A 17,960-nucleotide genomic window follows, 5' to 3' on the forward strand; every position below is an offset into this window, starting at 1 on the left:
TGGGTCGCGGCCTCGGGGCCGGCGATGAGGCGCGGCAGGCGGTACTCCCCCGCGGACCAGCCGCGGCGCTGCGCCTCGGCGTAGAGGGCCAGCTGGACGTCCTGCGCGGCGGTGGCGTTGGCGACGGAGACGACCTCGACCTCGAACTCGAGCGCCTGTGACGCGAGGGTGGCCGGGTCAGCGCCGCCGGCCGCCAGCGCGACCACGTCGAATCGGTCCGGATTGGCCCGCACGACGTCGAGCGCCTGCGTCCCGATGGAACCGGTGGAGCCCAGGACGACGACGCGCGAACTCATGGGGTCCATTGTGGCACCGGAGGCCGAACCCCGGGCCGGACCCCGCGAACGGGCTCAGGTCAGCGTGCCACCGTGCACGAGCGTCGCCAGCACGTCGCCGTACCTGCGCTCCATCCGCTCGGCGTAGTCGCCCTCGTCGTGCACCGCGGCCGTCGCGGGGTCGACCCGGCCGGCGCGCAGCACCAGGTCGAACTCGTACTCCTCACCGGCCGCGTGAACCGTCGCCGGGTCGCCCGTGATGGAGAACGCGGCCTCCTCCTGCGGCTCGGCGCCCAGGCGGACGATCGCCAGCACGCTGACGACCCAGAGATGACGGTCGGACACGTCGAGCCGGACGGGAGCGCCCGTCCGCAGGCCCAGGTCGCGCAGTCCGCCGGCGAACGAGGCGGACTCGTGCAGCAGCTGCGCGTAGGACAGGCTGCCGCGCGGTGTGACGAGGGCGGGCTCGTCGGCGCGTCCCCGGACGACGTGGAGGTCGAGGGCGCGGAACGCCAGGCTGCTGGGGCGTCCCATCAGTGCCCCCGGAAGATCGGCTCGCGCTTCTCCAGCCGCGCCGCGGCCGCTTCCTTGACGTCGTCGCTGGCCCACACGCGGTCGAAGCTCTCGGCGATCGCCGCGTCGTCGTCGGTGCTGCCGTTGAGCGCGAGCTTGTTGTGCGCGAGCGTCAGCGGAGCGAGGCGCGCGATCTCGTGCGCCCAGGCGATCGCGTCCTCGGGCGTGCCCGCTCGGTCGGCAAGGCCACATGCGAGCGCCTCGTCCCGGTCGATCGTGTCGGCGGCCAGCATGACGCGCCGGGCCCGGCCCGCGCCGGCCAGCTCGGCCAGGGTGCGGATGGTCCACGCGTCGACGGCCATGCCGTTGCGCGCGGTGGGGACCGCGAAGCGGGCTCGCTCGTCCACCACGCGCAGGTCACACGCGATCGCCAGCTGCGTGCCCGCGCCGATCGCCGGCCCGTTGACGGCGGCGATGACGGGGACCGGCAGCCTCGCGAGGCCGTGCAGCATCGCGTAGAGCGCCTCGATGAAGGCGTCGCCGTAGACGCCGTCGAGGTCGGCACCGGCGCAGAACGCCGACCCCTCCCCCGTCACGACCAGCGCACGCGCTCCGGCGTCGACCGCCTCGCGCGCCGCCGCGTCGATCTCGCGGCAGAGCTGCAGGTTCAGGGCGTTGCGCCGGTCGGGCCGGCGCAGGGTCAGGACGGCGACGTCACCGTCGCGCGCGATGGTCAGCAGATCGGGCATGGACCCAACCTAGCCAGCGACCATCGCGCGGACGGCTCCGCCCGCTACTTGACCTCGGACCGCTGGATCCGCAGGTAGCCGAGCACGCCCGGCAGCACGACCCAGAGGCCGACGGTGACGAGGACACGCAGGTAGTCGACCGCGCCGACGTCGATGGGCTCGCCCATGAACGTCTCACCGGTGCGCACCATGAGGATCGCGTAGTCCATGTTCACCCACGGGAGCAGGTCGTTGGCCCAGCCGAACAGCGCCATCAGGATCGGGTAGACCATGAACGGCAGGATCAGCGCCACGACGTAGAAGACCGCGATCGCGGCCGGGGTGCTGAGCAGCAGCATCGCGATCGCGAAGGCCATCCAGAAGAACACCAGCTGCGACCCGACGGTCCACAGCAGGTCCTTGACCGGCACGTTCCACACCACGTCGTGCGGGGTGATGAGGCCGTAGAGGACGTTGCCCAGCGCACCGCACAGGACGGCGACGACGATCGTCGCCACGGCCAGGATCGTGACCGCGACGAACTTCGCCGCCAGGACACGCGCGCGGTGGGGCTGGAGGGTGAACGTCGTCAGGTGCGTGCGCTGGCTCCACTCGCTGCTGACGGTGAGGATCGCGAAGACCGGCACGAGCAGCGAGACCGGCAGCGCCATGATCTCGGCGAAGCCACCGGCCGTGATCGTCACGTCGTCGTTGAGGCCGAGCACGAGGAGCGTCAACGCCATCGCCAGGACGATGAACACGCCCGTGATGATGAAGAGCCACAGCCCTCCGCGGGTGTCGAACATCTTGCGGGTCTCGACGCGCACCTCGCGGCTGAACGGGATCCCCGGACGCGAGAGGTCGATGGTGGGACGCGTGGTGGTCGTGCTCATGACTGAACTCCTTCGGTGGCGATGACGTCGCGCTGGTCCTCGGCGGTCAACTGCAGGAACATGGCCTCGAGGCCCGCGCCGTCGGCCTCGCGCAGCTCGAGCAACGGGACACCGGCTGCCGCGGCGGCCAGGCCGACCTCCTCGGGGGACGCGGTCGAGCTGATGGCGTCGGACGCCTCGCTGGCGTCCAGCCCGGCCTCCTTGAGGGCCTGGACGAGCGCCCCGTGGTCACGAGCGCGCACGCGCGTGCCCGAGGTCTTGAGCAGCTCCTCCTTGGTCCCGCTGGCGACGATGCGCCCGTGGCCGATGACGATCAGGTCGTCGGCGATGATCTGGATCTCGTGCAGCAGGTGCGACGAGAGCATGACGGTGCCGCCGCGGTTGGCGTACTCGCGCAACAGCACGCGCATCCAGTGGATGCCGGCCGGGTCGAGGCCGTTCGCGGGCTCGTCGAGGATCAGCACGTGCGGGTCGCCCAGCAGCGCGTGCGCGATGCCGAGCCGCTGGCGCATGCCGAGCGAGTAGTTGCGGACGCGGCGCTTGGACTCCTTGCCGGTGAGGCCGACCAGGGCGAGCATCTCGTCGACGCGCGTCATCGGCAGGCCCATCGCGCGCGCACCGATCGTCAGCACCTCGCGACCCGTACGGCCGCCGTGCTGCGCCGAGGCGTCGAGCAGGACGCCGACCTGGGTGGCGGGGTTCGGGATGTCGGCGTAGTTCGCGCCATCGATGGTCGCGGTGCCGCCCGTGGGACGGGTCAGCCCCGCGATCATGCGCATCGCGGTGGACTTGCCGGCACCGTTCGGGCCGAGGAAGCCGGTGACGCGGCCCGGCTGGCACGTGAACGACACACCGTCCACGGCACGGAAGTCGCCGTACGACTTGGAGAGGTTCTGGACTTCGATCATGGTGACCACACTGCCGTGTCCGACGGTCCGTGGACAGGCTCCGACACGCTGGATCGGCTAGCCGAAAGTAGGGGGTGTGCGCGCCGATGGCGCGATGTGGCGGCCCAGCACGCACGCCTAGGCTGGGCCGGTGACCCCGACACCGCCCATCTCCGCCTTGGGACACACGTGGCGGATCGCGCTCGTCGTCACGATCTCGATCCTCGCCTGGACGCCCGTGGTCGAGTACCAGGCCGAGCAGGCGCTGTGGTGGCTCTGGCTCGACGTGGGTCTCGGCGTCGTCAGCTTCGTGCTGATGTTCTGGCGGCGCCGCTTCCCCGTCTCGGTCGCCCTGGTGACGAACCTGGTCGCGTCGTTCTCCATGACCTCCGGCGGCCCCGCCACGCTGACGCTGTTCTCGCTCTCGACGCGGCGCCGGTGGCGCGAGATCCTGCCGGTGAGCATCGTGAGCATCCTCGCCGCGTCGAGCTACCTGCTGTTCTGGGACCCGATCGCCGACACCCGCGAGCTCGTGTTCGTCGACCTGGCCCTCGTCGTCACGATCGTCGCGATCACGGTCGGCTGGGGCATGTACGTCGGATCGCGTCGAGAGCTGCTGGCCACGCTCCACGACCGCGCCGAGACGGCCGAGTCCGAGCAGGCGGCGCGGGTCGCGCAGGCCCGGATCGCCGAGCGGGCGCGGATCGCGCGCGAGATGCACGACGTCCTGGCCCACCGGATCTCGATGGTGACGATGCACGCCGGAGCGCTGTCGTTCCGCGACGACCTGTCCCCGCACGAGATCAAGCGGACCGCGGCGATCATCGAGGAGAGTTCCCGGCTCGCGCTCGTCGAGCTGCGCGAGGTGCTGGGCGTCCTGCGCGAGGGCGCCGGGGACGCCGAGCCCGAGCCGCCCCAGCCGACCGCCGCGGCGATCCCCGGCCTGCTGGAGCACTTCCGCGGCAGCGGGATGAACCTGGCCGTCGACCTCGCGCTCGACACGTCGACGATCCCCGCCGCCATCGGCCGCACCGCCTATCGGGTCGTGCAGGAAGGCCTGACCAACGCGGCCAAGCACGCCCCGCGGACGCGGGTCGAGGTGACGATCGCCGGCGGACCGGCCGACGGGCTCCTGCTCGAGGTGACCAACCGGCTTCCCGCCGGCAACCGGCCCACGGAGTCGCTGCCCGCGTCCGGTCTGGGCCTGGTCGGCCTCACGGAGCGGGCCGAGCTGGCCGGCGGCCGCCTGACCCGGACGCTGACCGCCGACCGTCACCTCCTGAGGGTGTGGCTACCGTGGGGGTCGTGATCCGCGTCCTCGTCACCGACGACGACCCGCTCGTGCGTGCCGGGCTGAGCCTGATGCTCGGCGGCGCGACTCAGTTGGAGGTCGTGGCCGAGGCCGCCGACGGGCGCGAGGCGCTCGCCGCCGTGCAGGAGCACCGGCCCGACGTCGTCCTGATGGACCTGCGCATGCCCGTCATGGACGGCATCGAGGCGACGCGCGCGATCACCGCGGCATCGGACGCGCCGAAGGTCCTCGTCCTGACCACGTTCGACGCCGACGACTACGTCGTGCGCGCCCTGTCGGCAGGCGCCGCCGGGTTCCTGCTCAAGGACACGCGCCCGCCGCAGATCGTGGCGGCGATCGAGAAGGTCGTCGCCGGCGAGCCGATGCTGTCGCCGGCCGTGACCGAGCACCTCATCCGCCGGGTCACCGAGGACTCCACCGACGGGCGCCGGACCAGCGCCACGCGCCTGGTCGACACGCTGTCCGCGCGCGAGCTCGAGGTCGCGCAGGCGATCGGCCATGGACGCTCGAACGCCGAGATCGCCGCGGACCTCTACATGAGCATCGCGACCGTCAAGGCGCACATCTCGCGGATCTTCACCAAGCTGGACGCCGGCAACCGGGTCCAGGTGGCCATCACGATGCACGAGGCCGGACGGCTCTGAGGTCACCGGGGCGGTGACTCAGCGTCCGTATCGAGCGTCGAACGGACGCTCACTCACCGCTCCCCCGTCACTCGGCGGCGGCGAGCTGGCCGCAGGCGCCGTCGATGTCGGAGCCACGCGTGTCGCGGACCGTCGTCGGGATGCCCTTGGCCTCGAGCCGGCGGACGAACTCGCGCTCGTCCTCGCGGCGCGACGCGGTCCACTTCGAGCCCGGCGTCGGGTTGAGCGGGATCAGGTTGACGTGCACCCAGCCCCAGTCGCCGTACGAGTTGAGCACGTCGCCGAGCAGGTCGGCGCGCCACGCCTGGTCGTTGATGTCGCGCATCATCGCGTACTCGATGGAGACCCGGCGCTTCGTGGCCTTCGCATAGTTCCAGGCCGCCTCGACCGTCTCGGCGACGCTCGAGCGGTTGTTGATCGGCACCAGCTCGTTGCGCAGCTCGTCGTCGGGCGCATGCAGGCTGAGGGCGAGGGTGACGGGGATGCCCTCCTCGGCCAACTGGCGCATGCGCGGCACGAGGCCGACCGTCGAGACGGTGATGTTGCGAGCGCTCATCCCCAGACCGTCCGGAGCCGGGGCGACCATCTGGCGCACCGCGCCGATGACCGCCTTGTAGTTGGCCATCGGCTCGCCCATGCCCATGAACACGACGTTCGAGAGGCGTCCCGGCCCACCGGGCACGGCACCACTGGCCATCTGGTGGGCCGCGTCGACGACCTGCTCGATGATCTCGGCGGTGCTCATGTTGCGCTGCAGCCCGCCCTGGCCCGTGGCGCAGAACGGGCAGGCCATGCCGCAGCCGGCCTGGCTGGACACGCAGATCGTGGCACGGTCGGGATAGCGCATCAGCACGGACTCGACCAGAGCGTTGTCGAACAGGCGCCACAGGGTCTTGCGGGTGGCTCCCTTGTCGGCCTCGAGCACGCGCACCTGGTTCAGCAGCGGCGGCAGCAGGGCGCCGACGATCGCGTCACGATCCTTGGCAGGAAGGTCGGTCATCAGCTGCGGGTCGCGCTCGAGCCGCGCGAAGTAGTGGTGCGCGACCTGCTTGACCCGGAAGGGCTTGAGGCCGAGCTCCTCGGCCGCGGTCCTGCGCTCCTCGGCCGAGAGGTCGGCCAGGTGCCGCGGCGGCTTGCCACGGCCCCGCGCGGGGGTCATGACGAGCGGCAGCGGTCGGGGGTTCACGTCCGCTACGTCCACCTCATGCGCCATGGTCACCAGTCTCCCAGATCGGCCCCAGCGGCGACGAATCCGCGATCAGAGCCGTTGGTACCGCGGTGACAGCGAGGCGACGAACTCGAGCTTGTCCAGCACGGGGGCGGCGATCACGAACGGGTAGAGCGGATCCCGGCCCATCGACCGGTTGATCTGGTTGAGCGCGACCGACAGCGGGATCCACACTCCGGTGACCAGGTCACGGAACGAGCGGAACGCCTCGGCGTCGACCGAGGTGAGCCCGAAGGACTGCGCCGTGTCGATCGTGTCGTTGATGTGCAGGAAGTGCGCGAAGCTCTCGGCGAAGTCCTCCCACGGGTGCATCGTCGCGTAGGCGCTGATGTAGCTCTCGCGCCAGCTCGCCGGCGGGCCCTCGCGGTAGTGACGGTCGATCGCGGCCGCGTAGTCCTGCGTTTCGTCCCCGAACAGCTCGCGGGCGCGGTCGAGCAGGTCGCCCTGGACCAGCACCATCTCGAAGTAGTGGCCGATCTCGTGCCGGAAGTGGCCCAGCATCGTGCGGTACGGCTCGGCGAGCTCGCGTCGCAGCTGCTCACGGTGGACGCTGTCGCCCTCGGCGAGGTCGATCGTGATGAGCCCGTTCTGGTGACCGGTGGAGACCGGCTCGTGCGCGCTCGAGAGCAGGTCGAAGGCGAGCCCGTTCTGGGGATCCTCGGCCCGCGTGACGATCGGCAGCTCGAGTGCGTCGAGCTCGACGATGAGCCGGCGCTTCGCGGACTCGGTGGCCTTGAACGCGCGCAGGCCGTCCCGGTCGGCATCGTTCGGACGCGTGCGGGTGAGACCGCAGTTGAAGCACAGGGAGCCGCGCTCGCGAGCGAGCCAGGTGCACGCGGCGATCTCACGGTTCGCACAGAGCCACCACTGTCCGCCCTGCGCGTCGACGTAACGACCGTCCTGGTCGACGGGGACGATCGCCCGCTCCTCGCGGGAGAACCCCAGCGCGGAGCCGCACGAGACGCAGGCGGAGTTCTCGAAGTACAGGTGGCTGCCGCAACGGCGACACGCGAAGGCTTGCACCGATCAAGCCTCGCAGGTCAGTCGGGCATCGGCACGACGTCGACCTGCACGTCGAGGGTGGAGCTCGAGGCGTCCGTGAAGATGATGCCCTTCACGGGAGGCACGTCCTTGTAGTCGCGTCCCCACGCCACCGTGACGTACCTGTCGTCGGCCCACTGGTCGTTCGTCGGGTCCAGCGCCAGCCAGCTGCCGTCAGGCAGCCAGACCGCCGCCCACGCGTGGGACGCGTCCGCGCCCAGGACTCGCTCCCTGCCCGGGGGCGGGGTGGTGGCCAGGTAGCCGCTGACGTACCGGGCGGCCAGCCCGTGCGAGCGGAGGCAGGACAGCGTCAGGTGGGCGAAGTCCTGGCACACGCCGGCACGCTGCTCGAAGACGTCGTCGATCCTGGTCGTCACGGTCGTGGCGCCCTTGCGGTAGGCGAAGTCGGCGAAGATGCGGTGCATCAGGTCAGTGACCGCCTCGCCCACGGCCCGGCCCGGGGTCAGCGACCCGGCGGCGTAGGCGTGGGCCTCGGCGGTCTGGTCGACGAGCTTGGACGGCAGCGCGAAGTCCACGGCCTCCCAGGCGTCCGGCGCCCGGGATCCGTCCTGCGGGCGGGCGCTCTCCCACGGCTGGGCCAGCACCGCGGGCTCGTACGCGGGCGATCGGGCGTCGACCTCGCTGGTGGCCTCGACCACCAGCTCGCGGTGCGGGTCGGTCACCTGGAAGAAGGTGCGGACGTTGCCGTAGTGGTCCGCGCGTCGACTGGTGTCGGTCGGGGGCGGCGAGATGCCCACCTCGACCGAGGCGACGTCCTGGAACGGCAGGGCCCGCGGCACGACGTACGCGACCCCGTAGCTGTTCGAGACGTCGTCGTCGTACGTGTAGGCCGTACGGTGACGGACGCGGTACCTCACAGCTCACCGTCCGAGATCGCCAGGTCGAGCAGGTGCTGGGACGGTCCCGCATCGAAGTGGACCTCGGACACCGCGTCGGACAGGCGCATGAGCTGCTGGGCCGTCGCCTGGGCGAACCGCGCGAAGTTCGGCCGGTTCTCGCCGTCGATCGCCAGCAGCGCCATGACGTCGAGCCGCTCGAGCTCCTCGAGCAGGTCGTCGACCAGGCGCGCCGGGCGGGTCGAGCCGCCCGCCCCGGGCAGCATCGCGAGCGCCGCGTCGATCGCGCGCAGGTTGAACGCCAGCGACCGCGGGTTCGTCGGGTCGAGCAGCACCAGGTCCAGCACCGTGGCACCACGCACGACACCGCGGTGGCGACGCCGGTGGGTCACGGCGCTCTCGGCCGCCTGCAGGACGGCCGACTGGACGTCGCGGTCGATGTCGAGGCCGCGTCGCACCGACAGGGTCGGCCCGACCAGCTGGCACAGCTGCAGGCAACGCTCGATGGCCCGGCCGATCTCCATGAGGTGCCAGCCCTCGTCGCGCACCATGTTGCCCGTGATGCCGTGCAGCGCCAGCACGTCGGTGAGCATGCGGCCCGCGCTCTCGCCGATCTGCCAGCCGTGCGGGTTGGACACCAGTGCACCGCGCGCACGGTCCATCGCGCCGAAGATCCGGTAGGCGTCGGGCGACAGCTGGTCGCGCAGGCTCTGGGCGATCTCCTTGAGCCGCACGACGGTCTGCGCGAGCGACCCGTCACGGTGGGGGTCCAGCAGCAGGGACCGCAGGTCGCCGTCGTGGTCCGCGGGGTCGCCGGACCACGGGCTGAGCGAGCGCATCGTCCCCGACACCACGGCGAGCGTCCTGCCGCCGCTGGAGTACGGCCGCCCCTGGAAGTCCTCGGCCAGCTCGTGGGTGACGATCGCGAGGCGCAGCACGTCCTCGGCGCGCTCGGCGTACCGGCCCAGCCAGAACAGGTCGTCGAGCACGCGGGGCACCGGCGTGACGGTCGCACTCGCACTGGAGACGCGCGGGACGTCGTTCAGGCCCTGGTCGGGATCGTCCGGCGACTCCTTGAGGACCCACACGTCCTTGCTGGTCCCGGTGACGCCCGGCACCGAGCCGACCGGGACCGCGGTGGCGAGCCCGCCGACCATCGGCCGGTAGCTGGAGCCGCGCCGCAGTGTGAAGGCCCGCAACGTGATCGCCTGCGGGTGCAGCGCGCCACGCTCGAGGGTGGGCGCGATGGAGACTGCTCCCAGCTCCTGCCCGACGAAGCGGTGCGGCTCGGCGTGGATCGCCGCCTCGAGCTCGGCACGCGTCCCCGTCTCGACGTCGAAGGGCCGATCGATGCGGCGCACCGTCAGCTCGTCGAGCCGGTCGAGGACCTGGTCGCGGCCCTGGGGTGTCCCGGCCCAGACCGTGGGCACCCCCGCCAGGCGCAGCGGCTCGTCAAGCAGTTGCTCGCACATGGCCGACATGAACGGCAGGAGCGCCGCGTTCTCGAGGACGCCGGCCCCGAGTCCGTTGACGATCGTGACGTTGCCGCGCCGGGCGGCCTCGGCCAGTCCCGGGACGCCCAGGCGCGACTCGCCGCGCAGCTCGAGCGGGTCGCTCCACTGCGCGTCGACGCGGCGCACGATGACGTCGACGCGTTCGTGCCGGCCGAGGACCCGCATCCACACCACGCCGTCGCGGGTCACGAGGTCGCTGCCCTCGACGAGCGGGAATCCCAGCGTCGCGGCGATGAAGGACTGGTCGTAGGCCGTCTCGGACATCGGCCCGGGCGAGAGCACGACGACGCGCGGGTCCTCAAGGCCGTGCGGCGCCGCCTCCATGAGCGCCGCGCGCAGCACCGAGAAGAACGGCGAGAGCCGGTGCAGGCCCGCCTCGCGGTACGCGACGGGGAGCACACGAGACAGGGCCCGGCGATTCTCCATCGCGAAGCCGATGCCCGACGGGGCCTGGGCGCGGTCGGCGATGACCTGCCACTCCCCCGTGGGCGTGCGGCCCAGGTCCGTGCCGGTGATCAGCAGCGGCTGGTGCTCGTCCGCGGCCGCCGAGCGGATGAACTCGCTGTGCCCGAACACGATGCTGGGCGGCAGCGTGCCGCTGGCCAGCAGCGTCCGGGGGCCGTGCAGGTCGAGCAGGATCGCGTTGAGCAGCTCGGCGCGCTGGGCCAGGCCCTTCTCGAGCACGCTCCACTCGTCGTGGCCCAGCACGAGCGGAACGGGATCGAGCCGCCACGGGCGCTGCTCGCCCCCGGGCGGCGTGTAGACCACGCCCTCGTCGGACAGCAGGCGTGCGATCTCGCGTCCGGCGCGGTCCAGTTGCGGCAGCGTGATGTCGACCGCCTCGGCGGCGATGCGCTTCCACGCGGGACGCAGCGTGCCCTCGGCCGTCGCGACCTCGTCGTACGGCGCGACCGCCTCGGCCAACGCCGGCTGGCACACGGATGCCGCGTAGTCACGCAGGACGGTCATGGCATCACACGAGCAGGTACATCACCAGGTACGCGACCGGCGCGACGGCGATGAGCGAGTCGAGCCGGTCCATCAGGCCGCCGTGCCCGGGCAACAGGTCGCCCATGTCCTTGATGCCGATGTCGCGCTTGATGAGCGACTCGCACAGGTCGCCCAGCGTGGCGAAGCAGACGCCGGCCACACCCAGCACCAGACCCGCCCACCACGGGCCCTCGAGGGCGTAGACGATGACGAGGATGCCGGCCGCGACGCAGGCCACCAGTGAGCCGGCGAAGCCCTCCCAGGACTTCTTGGGCGAGATCGTGGGTGCCATCGGGTGCTTGCCGAAGAGCACGCCGGCGGCGTAGCCGCCGATGTCGGACGCGATCGTCACCAGGATGAAGGCGACGACCCGCCACGTCCCGTCCTCGGCCGCCAGCATGCGCATGACGAACGTGCCCATGAGGAACAGGTAGGACAGCAGGAAGACGCCGGCGGTGGCGTCGCGGACGAAGCCCTGCGCGCCCTCGCGCAGCCGCCATGCCATCGTTGCGATGACCGTGAGCGCCATGACCGCCGCAGCGGTGTCCATGTCGTCGTAGAAGCCCACGACGAGCATCGCCACGCCACCGGCGAGCACCGGCGGCAGCGGCACCTTGATGCCGGCCGTGGTGAGCGCCTTCGCGATCTCGAGCGCGGCGACGATGAGCGCGACCGCCGCCACCGCGGCGAACAGGTCCTTGACCCAGAACAGGGAGAGCAGGACAAGGACCACCAAGCTGACGCCGACCGTGATCGCCGCGCGCAGGTCACGACCCGCGCGCCCGACCTTCTTGGGTGCGTCAGACGTCAAGGAGCTCCGCCTCTTTGCTCTTGAGTGCCTCGTCGAGCTCATCGACGTGCTTCTTCGTCAGGGCGTCCAGGCGCTTCTCGGCGCCCGTGTTGTCGTCCTTGCTGATCTCGGAGTCCTTCTCGGCCTTGTCCAGCGCCTGCTTGGCGCTGCGACGCACGCCGCGCACGGCGATGCGGCCGTCCTCGGCCTTGGAGCGCGCGAGCTTGATGTACTCCTTGCGGCGGTCCTCGGTCAGCTCGGGCAGCGTCACGCGCAGCACCTTGCCGTCGTCGGACGGGTTGACGCCCAGGTCCGAGTCGCGGATGGCCTTCTCGATCGCCGGCTTCGCACCGATGTCGTAGGGGCTGATGATGACGGTGCGCGCCTCGGGGACCTGGAACCCGGCCAGCTGCTGCAGGGGCGTGGGCGTGCCGTAGTAGTCGGCCGTGATCTGCGCGAACATCGCCGGGTGGGCGCGACCGGTGCGGATGGCGGCGAATTCTTCGCGCGTGTACTCGACCGCCTTCTTCATCCGGGTGTCGGCATCGCGCAGGGTCTCGTCGATCACGTCATGCTCCGTTGCATCATCGTCGGGGAGTCCACACCTCAGGCGTGGACGAGTGTTCCGATCATCTCACCACGCAGGGCACGCGTCACCGCACCCTCGTCGTTCATGTTGAACACCATCATGGGCAGGTCGTTCTCCATGCAGAGCGCGAACGCGGCGGCGTCGACCACCTGCAGGCTGCGCTGGAGGGCCTCGTTGAAGGTCAGGCTGTCGAAGCGCTGGGCCCCGGGGTTGTGCCGCGGGTCGGAGTCGTAGACCCCGTCGACGCCGTTCTTGCTCATCAGGACCACGTCGGCCTTGATCTCGAGGGCACGCTGCGCCGAGACGGTGTCGGTCGAGAAGTACGGCATGCCGGCGCCCGCGCCGAAGATGACGACGCGGCCCTTCTCCATGTGGCGGATCGCGCGGCGCGGGATGTAGGGCTCGGCGACCTGGGCCATCGCGATCGCCGACTGGACGCGCGTCTCGACGCCCTGCTTCTCGATGAAGTCCTGCAGCGCGAGGGCGTTCATGACGGTGCCCAGCATGCCGATGTAGTCGGCGCGGGTGCGCTCCATGCCGCGCTGGCTGAGCTCGGCGCCGCGGAAGAAGTTGCCGCCGCCGACGACGATCGCGACCTGCACGCCCTCACGGACGGCCGTGGCGACCTGGGCGGCCGCGTCGTTGACGACGTCAGGGTCGATGCCGAGGGCCCCGCCGCCGAACACTTCACCAGAGAGCTTGAGAAGTACACGACGCGCCATGGGGACGAGGTTATCGGATGGGACGCGGTCCCCGCCCGCTGGTGCGCCCGCCGCCGCGACTTCGGCGGCCGTGCGGCGGCGGTGCGGCGCTCGGCCCCGACTTTTGGAACGCTTTTGCGCCCGGGAGGCCGGGTCAGGCGTAAACGCGCTCCAAAAGTTCACGGGACCGCGGACGAGCCGACCGCGGCGACCTCGGCGGGCCGGTTCTGGGTTGCCGACCCGTCGTCACCCTAGGGGACGCGCGCGGTCAACTTTTGGAACAGGATTACGCCTCCTGCGCCGCCTCGGCGGTAAACGTGCTCCAAAAGTTGAGGGGGCGGCGCGAGCCAGCGGGCGACGGGCCCCGGACGCACGAGGGCCCCGAGCATGTGCTCGGGGCCCTCGTGGTGATCGGGGTGCGACTCAGGCGCCGACCTCGATGTGGCTGAACTTCGTGACGGTGACGCCGGCTTCCTCGGCGACGGCCTTCACGGTCTTCTTGTTGTCGGTGACGCTGGCCTGCTCGAGCAGGACGTTCTCCTTGAAGAAGCCATTGACACGACCCTCGACGATCTTGGGCAGGGCCTGCTCGGGCTTGCCCTCCTCCTTGGCCGTGGCCTCGGCGATCTCGCGCTCCTTGGCGACGACGTCCGCGGGGACGTCATCGCGCGTGAGCCAGCGGGGACGCATGGCCGCGACCTGCATCGCGATGCCGCGTGCCACGTCCTCGTTGTCGCCCTCGTACTGGACCAGCACGCCGACGGCCGGCGGCAGGTCGCTGGCGCGACGGTGCATGTACGTGGCGACCTTGCCCTCGAGGGCGCTGACGCGACCCAGCTCGAGCTTCTCACCGATGACGGCGGCCAGGGCGCTGATCGCCTCGGCGACGGTCTTGCCGTCGTCGAGCGTGACGTTCGCGAACGCGGCGGCGTCGGCCGGCTTGTTCGCGTCGGCCGCGACGGCCAGGCGCTGGGCCAGCTCGATGAACTGGTCGTTCTTCGCGACGAAGTCCGTCTCGGAGTTGAGCTCGACGATGGCCGACCCGGCGTTCGCCACGAGGCCCGAGGAGGCCTCGCGCTCGGCACCGCGCTTGGCGGCCTTGGCGGCACCCGAGATCCGCAGGATCTCGACGGCCTTGTCGAAGTCGCCGTCGGCCTCGGTGAGGGCCTTCTTCGCGTCCATCATGCCCGCGCCGGTCGCGTCGCGGAGCTTCTTCACATCGGCAGCAGTGATTGCCATGTTCCAACCTCGGTTCTGGTGGTGTCGCCGCGACGGGTCACGTCGCGGCCGACAGGTGGACAGGTGACGCTCAGGACTCCGAGGGAGCCTCGGCGGCGGGAGCGGCGTCGTCGGCCGGGGCCTCGGCGGCGGGCGCCTCGGTGGTCTCGGCGGTCTCCGTCGCGGGGACCTCGGTGGCCTCGGCCGCGGGCGCGTCGGCGGCGGGGGTCTCGGCGGCGGGGGTCTCGGCGCCGGCGGCCTTCGAGGCGAGCAGCTCCTTCTCCCAGTCGGCGAGGGGCTCCTCGGCGCCGAGCTCCTGGCCCGGGGTCTCCTCGCCCGTCTTGGCGCCACCACGCGAGATAAGGCCGTCGGCGACGGCGTCGGCGATGACGCGCGTCAGGATGCCGACCGAGCGGATCGCGTCGTCGTTGCCCGGGATCGGGTAGTCGACGTCGTCGGGATCGCAGTTCGTGTCGAGGATCGCGACGATCGGGATGTTCAGCTTCTTGGCCTCGTCGACCGCGAGGTGCTCCTTCTTCGTGTCGACGATCCACACGGCGCTGGGCGTGCGGCCCATGTCGCGGATGCCACCGAGCGTGCGGTTGAGCTTGGTGTACTCCCGACGCATGTGCAGGAGCTCCTTCTTCGTGCGGTTCGACCCGGCGACGTCGTCGAAGTCGATCTCCTCGAGCTCCTTCATGCGCTGCAGGCGCGCGGACATCGTCTGGAAGTTCGTGAGCATGCCGCCCAGCCAGCGCTGGTTCACGTAGGGCATGCCGACGCGCTTGGCCTGCTCCTCGATGGGCTCCTGCGCCTGACGCTTGGTGCCGACGAACAGGATCGTGCCGCCGCGAGCGACGGTGCCCTTGACGAAGTCGTAGGCCGAGTCGATGTAGGACAGCGACTGCTGCAGGTCGATGATGTAGATGCCGTTGCGCTCGGTCATGATGAATCGCTTCATCTTCGGGTTCCAACGACGGGTCTGGTGCCCGAAGTGAACGCCGCTCTCGAGCAGCTGACGCATGGTGACGACGGCCATGGCCGTACTTCCTTTCAACCAAGTTGACGCACCGCCGGGTTCGGCGATGCCCTGGTGTCCGACGCGGGCCACCCCAGGGTCTGGGGACTCGGAACGCGCCCCGTTCAGTTCTCACGTCACGGGAGAGGACACGCGAATTTCCGTCACGACGGACGGATGCGCCCAGTCTACGGCACGACTCCCGTGGGACGGAAACCGGTGTTCTCCACAGGACGCGAGGCGGTTTCCGCCGTCGTCCACAGCGCCGGCCGAGGGCGTTCCGCCCACGCCGCGCAGCCGGTTGGCTCGGACCATGAAGCGAGCGATCGGACCCGTACTGCTGCTCATGCTCGTCCTGTTCCCGGCTGCGGCGCAGGCCTCAGCCTGGGAGTGGCCCCTGGGCGACCGGCGCATCGACAAGCCCTTCGATGCCCCGGACACGACGTACGGGCCCGGCCACCGTGGCGTCGACCTCCCGGGGCGGCCGGGTCAGACGGTCCGCGCCGTCGCGGCCGGCCGGGTCACCTTCGCCGGGCGGGTGGCCGGGATCGCGACGATCACCATCACCCACGGCGCCGAGCGCTCGACCTACCAACCCGTCGAGGCGACCGTCCGGGTCGGTGACGCGGTCACGGCCGGCCAGCCGATCGGCCGCCTGCTCGGAGGCCATCCCTCATGCCGCCGGGCGTGCCTGAACCTCGGACGCCTGCGCGGCGACACCTACCTCGATCCGGCCCAGCTGCTGACGGCCGCGGGCGCCTACCGGCTGATCGACCCGTCGGGTCCTCCCCCGGAGCCGCCCGACCTCGTCGGCGGCGAGCTGCCGATCGACGGCCCGGTGACGTCCGCCTTCGGCATGCGCGTCCATCCCGTGACGGGGGTGCGCAAGCTGCACGACGGGGTCGACATCGGGGCGTCGTGCGGCACCGAGGTCCCGTCCGTCGGCGCCGGGACCGTGGTGCGGGCGAGCCATCACGGTCCCTACGGCCTGCAGGTCGAGGTGCGGCACCGCGAGTCCAGCACGTCCTACTCACACCTGTCGTCGATCTCGGTCGAGTCCGGTCAGGTCGTCGGGCCCGGCACCGTCGTCGGACGGGTCGGCTCCACCGGGACGTCGACCGGGTGCCACCTGCACTTCATGAAGATCGTGGGAGGTCGTCCGGTCGATCCGCTCGCCGGCTAGGCGCGGGGGTGGGCCTGCGCGAACGCGGCTCGCAGCCGGTCGGCGCTGACGTGCGTGTAGATCTGGGTCGTCCCCAGCGACGCGTGCCCGAGCAGCTCCTGGACGGACCGCAGGTCGGCGCCTCCCTCCAGCAGGTGGGTCGCTGCCGTGTGGCGGAGGCCGTGCGGGCCGATGTCGGGAGCATCCGGGACGGCGGCGACGCGCTCGTGCACGATCCGCCGGACCACGCGAGCGTCGATCCGGCCGCCGCGGGCCCCGAGCAGCAGGGCGGGTCCGCTGTCCGCGACGGCGAGCGCCGGACGCCCGTGGTCGAGCCAGCGCTCGACGGCATCGGCGGCCGGGACGCCGTACGGGACCATGCGCTCCTTGGAGCCCTTGCCCAGCACTCTCAGCACGCGCCGCCGGCGGTCGAGGTCGTCGATGTCCGCGCCGACCAGCTCGCCGACCCGGATGCCCGTGGCCCACAGCAACTCGATCACGGCCAGGTCGCGCAGTCCGGTCGGGCCCTCGTCGTCGATCGACGCGACGATCGCGTCCACGACGGCCCGCATGTCGGTCTGGTTGAGCGCCGGCGGCAACGTCCGGTGCGCCTTCGGGGCTGCCAGCAGGGCGCCGGCGTCGGTCGAGGCACGGCCCGTGCGCTCGAGCCAAGCGGTGAACCGGCGGGCGGCCGTCGATCGGCGGGCCATGGTCGTCCGTGCACGTCCGCGGGTCTGCAGGTTCGCCAGCCAGCTGCGCAGCGTGCGGATCGTCAGGGCGGCCGGGTCGTCGACGTGCAGCAACGTGGCGTGATCGGCGAGGCTCGCCAGATCCGTCAGGTAGGCGCGCACGGTGTGCTCCGAGAGGTCGCGCTCGTCGCGCAGGTGACGCTCGTAATCGGCCAGGCAGCACGCCCAGGCCTCGCCGATCTCGCTCACTCCCCCACTCTCGCACTCGCCGGCCGTGCTTCCCGGGAGGTCGTCGCTCACACCGGCTCGAGCCGCACCTCGGTCGCCTTGATGCTCAGCCACACCGTCACGCCGGGCTCGAGGCCGAGCTCGGCCACAGACGCGGTCGTGACGTCGGCGATCCAGCCGTCGACGGTGACCCGGCACGTGCCACCTCGCTGCTCGAGGGCGGTGACCGCACCGGGGATGACGTTGCGCGGGCTGCCGGCGGGACGCGACCGGTGCAGCGCCACCGCGGCGGGGCTGAAGGTCGCGATCGCCGGCCCGTCGGTCGTCAGCGGGGCGCGCGGGACACCCGTCAGCTCGCGACCGTCCTCGGCTCGGACCCGGTCGGGCGAGATCGCCACCGCCTCGACGAGGTTCAGCCCCGCCAATGCCGCACCGAAGGCGCTTCGCGGGTGTCCCAGGACGTCGGCGGGACTCCCCTCGTGCACGATGCGGCCGTCCTCGATGATCGCCACACGGTCCGCCAGGACGAGGGCGTCGAGGGGCTCGTGGGTGACGACGATCGCGGTCCGGTGCGCCAGCACGCCACGCAGCACGCGACGCACCTCGGGCACCGCCTCGGCGTCGAGGGCCGCGAGCGGCTCGTCCAGCAGGACGACCTGCGGATCGGTCGCGAGGGCCCGGGC

The 17,960-nt window shown here is 71.4% G+C and carries 18 protein-coding genes and 1 pseudogene; 3 read left to right on the top strand and 16 right to left on the bottom strand.

Features of this window, described 5'->3' with window-relative positions; genetic code table 11:
- The 5 genes and pseudogenes from RT323_RS12360 to RT323_RS12380 form a co-directional block, all read right to left on the bottom strand.
- Positions 1-296 (bottom strand): annotated as a pseudogene (locus RT323_RS12360) (1-deoxy-D-xylulose-5-phosphate reductoisomerase); the annotation flags it as partial.
- Positions 297-350: 54 nt separating this feature from the next.
- Positions 351-809, bottom strand: coding sequence for an AMP-binding protein (locus RT323_RS12365; RefSeq protein WP_313408841.1), 459 nt, complete (start codon positions 807-809; stop codon positions 351-353).
- Positions 809-1,537, bottom strand: a complete 729-nt coding sequence (locus RT323_RS12370; RefSeq protein ID WP_313408844.1) for an enoyl-CoA hydratase — start codon at positions 1,535-1,537, stop codon at positions 809-811. Before RT323_RS12370 ends, RT323_RS12365 begins: the two co-directional genes overlap by 1 nt.
- Before the next feature lie 44 nt (positions 1,538-1,581).
- Complete coding sequence (locus tag RT323_RS12375; protein WP_313408846.1) at positions 1,582-2,409, bottom strand: ABC transporter permease subunit; 828 nt, start codon at positions 2,407-2,409, stop codon at positions 1,582-1,584.
- A complete protein-coding gene (locus RT323_RS12380; protein WP_313408849.1) occupies positions 2,406-3,317 on the bottom strand; it encodes an ATP-binding cassette domain-containing protein in 912 nt (303 codons plus the stop codon). Before RT323_RS12380 ends, RT323_RS12375 begins: the two co-directional genes overlap by 4 nt.
- Positions 3,318-3,447: 130 nt before the next feature.
- Here RT323_RS12380 and RT323_RS12385 point away from each other — a divergent pair, with 130 nt between their 5' ends.
- Both RT323_RS12385 and RT323_RS12390 read left to right on the top strand, forming a co-directional pair.
- Positions 3,448-4,605 (top strand): histidine kinase, encoded by a 1,158-nt coding sequence (locus RT323_RS12385; protein WP_313408852.1) that lies wholly within the window; start codon positions 3,448-3,450, stop codon positions 4,603-4,605.
- Entirely contained in the window at positions 4,602-5,252 is a 651-nt protein-coding gene (locus tag RT323_RS12390; protein ID WP_313408854.1) for a response regulator transcription factor, read from the top strand. Before RT323_RS12385 ends, RT323_RS12390 begins: the two co-directional genes overlap by 4 nt.
- A gap of 67 nt (positions 5,253-5,319) precedes the next feature.
- On the opposite strand, the gene rlmN is transcribed toward RT323_RS12390, so the two are convergent.
- The 9 genes from rlmN to rpsB form a co-directional block, all read right to left on the bottom strand.
- A complete protein-coding gene (gene rlmN / locus RT323_RS12395) occupies positions 5,320-6,465 on the bottom strand; it encodes a 23S rRNA (adenine(2503)-C(2))-methyltransferase RlmN (protein WP_313408856.1) in 1,146 nt (381 codons plus the stop codon).
- Positions 6,466-6,510: 45 nt separating this feature from the next.
- Positions 6,511-7,503 (bottom strand): putative zinc-binding metallopeptidase, encoded by a 993-nt coding sequence (locus RT323_RS12400; protein ID WP_313408859.1) that lies wholly within the window; start codon positions 7,501-7,503, stop codon positions 6,511-6,513.
- Positions 7,504-7,520: 17 nt separating this feature from the next.
- Positions 7,521-8,399 (bottom strand): transglutaminase family protein, encoded by an 879-nt coding sequence (locus RT323_RS12405; protein ID WP_313408862.1) that lies wholly within the window; start codon positions 8,397-8,399, stop codon positions 7,521-7,523.
- Positions 8,396-10,861, bottom strand: coding sequence for a circularly permuted type 2 ATP-grasp protein (locus RT323_RS12410; protein WP_313408865.1), 2,466 nt, complete (start codon positions 10,859-10,861; stop codon positions 8,396-8,398). Before RT323_RS12410 ends, RT323_RS12405 begins: the two co-directional genes overlap by 4 nt.
- Before the next feature lie 4 nt (positions 10,862-10,865).
- Positions 10,866-11,693, bottom strand: coding sequence for a phosphatidate cytidylyltransferase (locus RT323_RS12415; protein ID WP_313408868.1), 828 nt, complete (start codon positions 11,691-11,693; stop codon positions 10,866-10,868).
- Positions 11,683-12,237: a ribosome recycling factor gene (frr, locus tag RT323_RS12420; protein WP_313408885.1), complete on the bottom strand. Its 555-nt coding sequence runs from the start codon at positions 12,235-12,237 to the stop codon at positions 11,683-11,685. The genes RT323_RS12415 and frr overlap by 11 nt, the downstream gene beginning before the upstream one ends.
- Before the next feature lie 41 nt (positions 12,238-12,278).
- Positions 12,279-12,983, bottom strand: a complete 705-nt coding sequence (gene pyrH, locus RT323_RS12425) for a UMP kinase (protein ID WP_313408871.1) — start codon at positions 12,981-12,983, stop codon at positions 12,279-12,281.
- 402 nt (positions 12,984-13,385) lie between these two features.
- Positions 13,386-14,201, bottom strand: coding sequence for a translation elongation factor Ts (gene tsf / locus RT323_RS12430; RefSeq protein ID WP_313408874.1), 816 nt, complete (start codon positions 14,199-14,201; stop codon positions 13,386-13,388).
- A gap of 70 nt (positions 14,202-14,271) precedes the next feature.
- Positions 14,272-15,219 (bottom strand): 30S ribosomal protein S2, encoded by a 948-nt coding sequence (gene rpsB, locus RT323_RS12435; protein WP_313408877.1) that lies wholly within the window; start codon positions 15,217-15,219, stop codon positions 14,272-14,274.
- 292 nt (positions 15,220-15,511) lie between these two features.
- On the opposite strand from rpsB, the gene RT323_RS12440 reads away from it, so the two are divergent.
- Positions 15,512-16,381, top strand: a complete 870-nt coding sequence (locus RT323_RS12440) for a peptidoglycan DD-metalloendopeptidase family protein (RefSeq protein WP_313408879.1) — start codon at positions 15,512-15,514, stop codon at positions 16,379-16,381.
- Here the strand turns inward: RT323_RS12440 and RT323_RS12445 are convergent.
- Together RT323_RS12445 and RT323_RS12450 are read right to left on the bottom strand one after the other, a co-directional pair.
- Positions 16,378-17,298, bottom strand: a complete 921-nt coding sequence (locus RT323_RS12445) for a tyrosine recombinase XerC (protein ID WP_313408882.1) — start codon at positions 17,296-17,298, stop codon at positions 16,378-16,380. The two genes, RT323_RS12440 and RT323_RS12445, sit on opposite strands and share 4 nt — an antisense overlap.
- A gap of 47 nt (positions 17,299-17,345) precedes the next feature.
- On the bottom strand, positions 17,346-17,960 hold a 615-nt coding region (locus tag RT323_RS12450; RefSeq protein WP_313408884.1), incomplete at its 5' end, for a TOBE domain-containing protein.

Source organism: Aeromicrobium sp., assembly GCF_032084975.1.
In the GTDB taxonomy this organism is placed as follows: Bacteria; Actinomycetota; Actinomycetes; order Propionibacteriales; family Nocardioidaceae; genus Aeromicrobium.

Bases quoted from the DNA above. Each gene is read 5' to 3' on its own strand.
- RT323_RS12365 (WP_313408841.1), bottom strand. From the start codon at position 809: ATGGGACGCCCCAGCAGCCTGGCGTTCCGCGCCCTCGACCTCCACGTC.
- RT323_RS12370 (WP_313408844.1), bottom strand. From the start codon at position 1,537: ATGCCCGATCTGCTGACCATCGCGCGCGACGGTGACGTCGCCGTCCTG.
- RT323_RS12375 (WP_313408846.1), bottom strand. From the start codon at position 2,409: ATGAGCACGACCACCACGCGTCCCACCATCGACCTCTCGCGTCCGGGG.
- RT323_RS12380 (WP_313408849.1), bottom strand. From the start codon at position 3,317: ATGATCGAAGTCCAGAACCTCTCCAAGTCGTACGGCGACTTCCGTGCC.
- rlmN (WP_313408856.1), bottom strand. From the start codon at position 6,465: ATGGCGCATGAGGTGGACGTAGCGGACGTGAACCCCCGACCGCTGCCG.
- RT323_RS12410 (WP_313408865.1), bottom strand. From the start codon at position 10,861: ATGACCGTCCTGCGTGACTACGCGGCATCCGTGTGCCAGCCGGCGTTG.
- pyrH (WP_313408871.1), bottom strand. From the start codon at position 12,983: ATGGCGCGTCGTGTACTTCTCAAGCTCTCTGGTGAAGTGTTCGGCGGC.
- tsf (WP_313408874.1), bottom strand. From the start codon at position 14,201: ATGGCAATCACTGCTGCCGATGTGAAGAAGCTCCGCGACGCGACCGGC.
- rpsB (WP_313408877.1), bottom strand. From the start codon at position 15,219: ATGGCCGTCGTCACCATGCGTCAGCTGCTCGAGAGCGGCGTTCACTTC.
- RT323_RS12440 (WP_313408879.1), top strand. From the start codon at position 15,512: ATGAAGCGAGCGATCGGACCCGTACTGCTGCTCATGCTCGTCCTGTTC.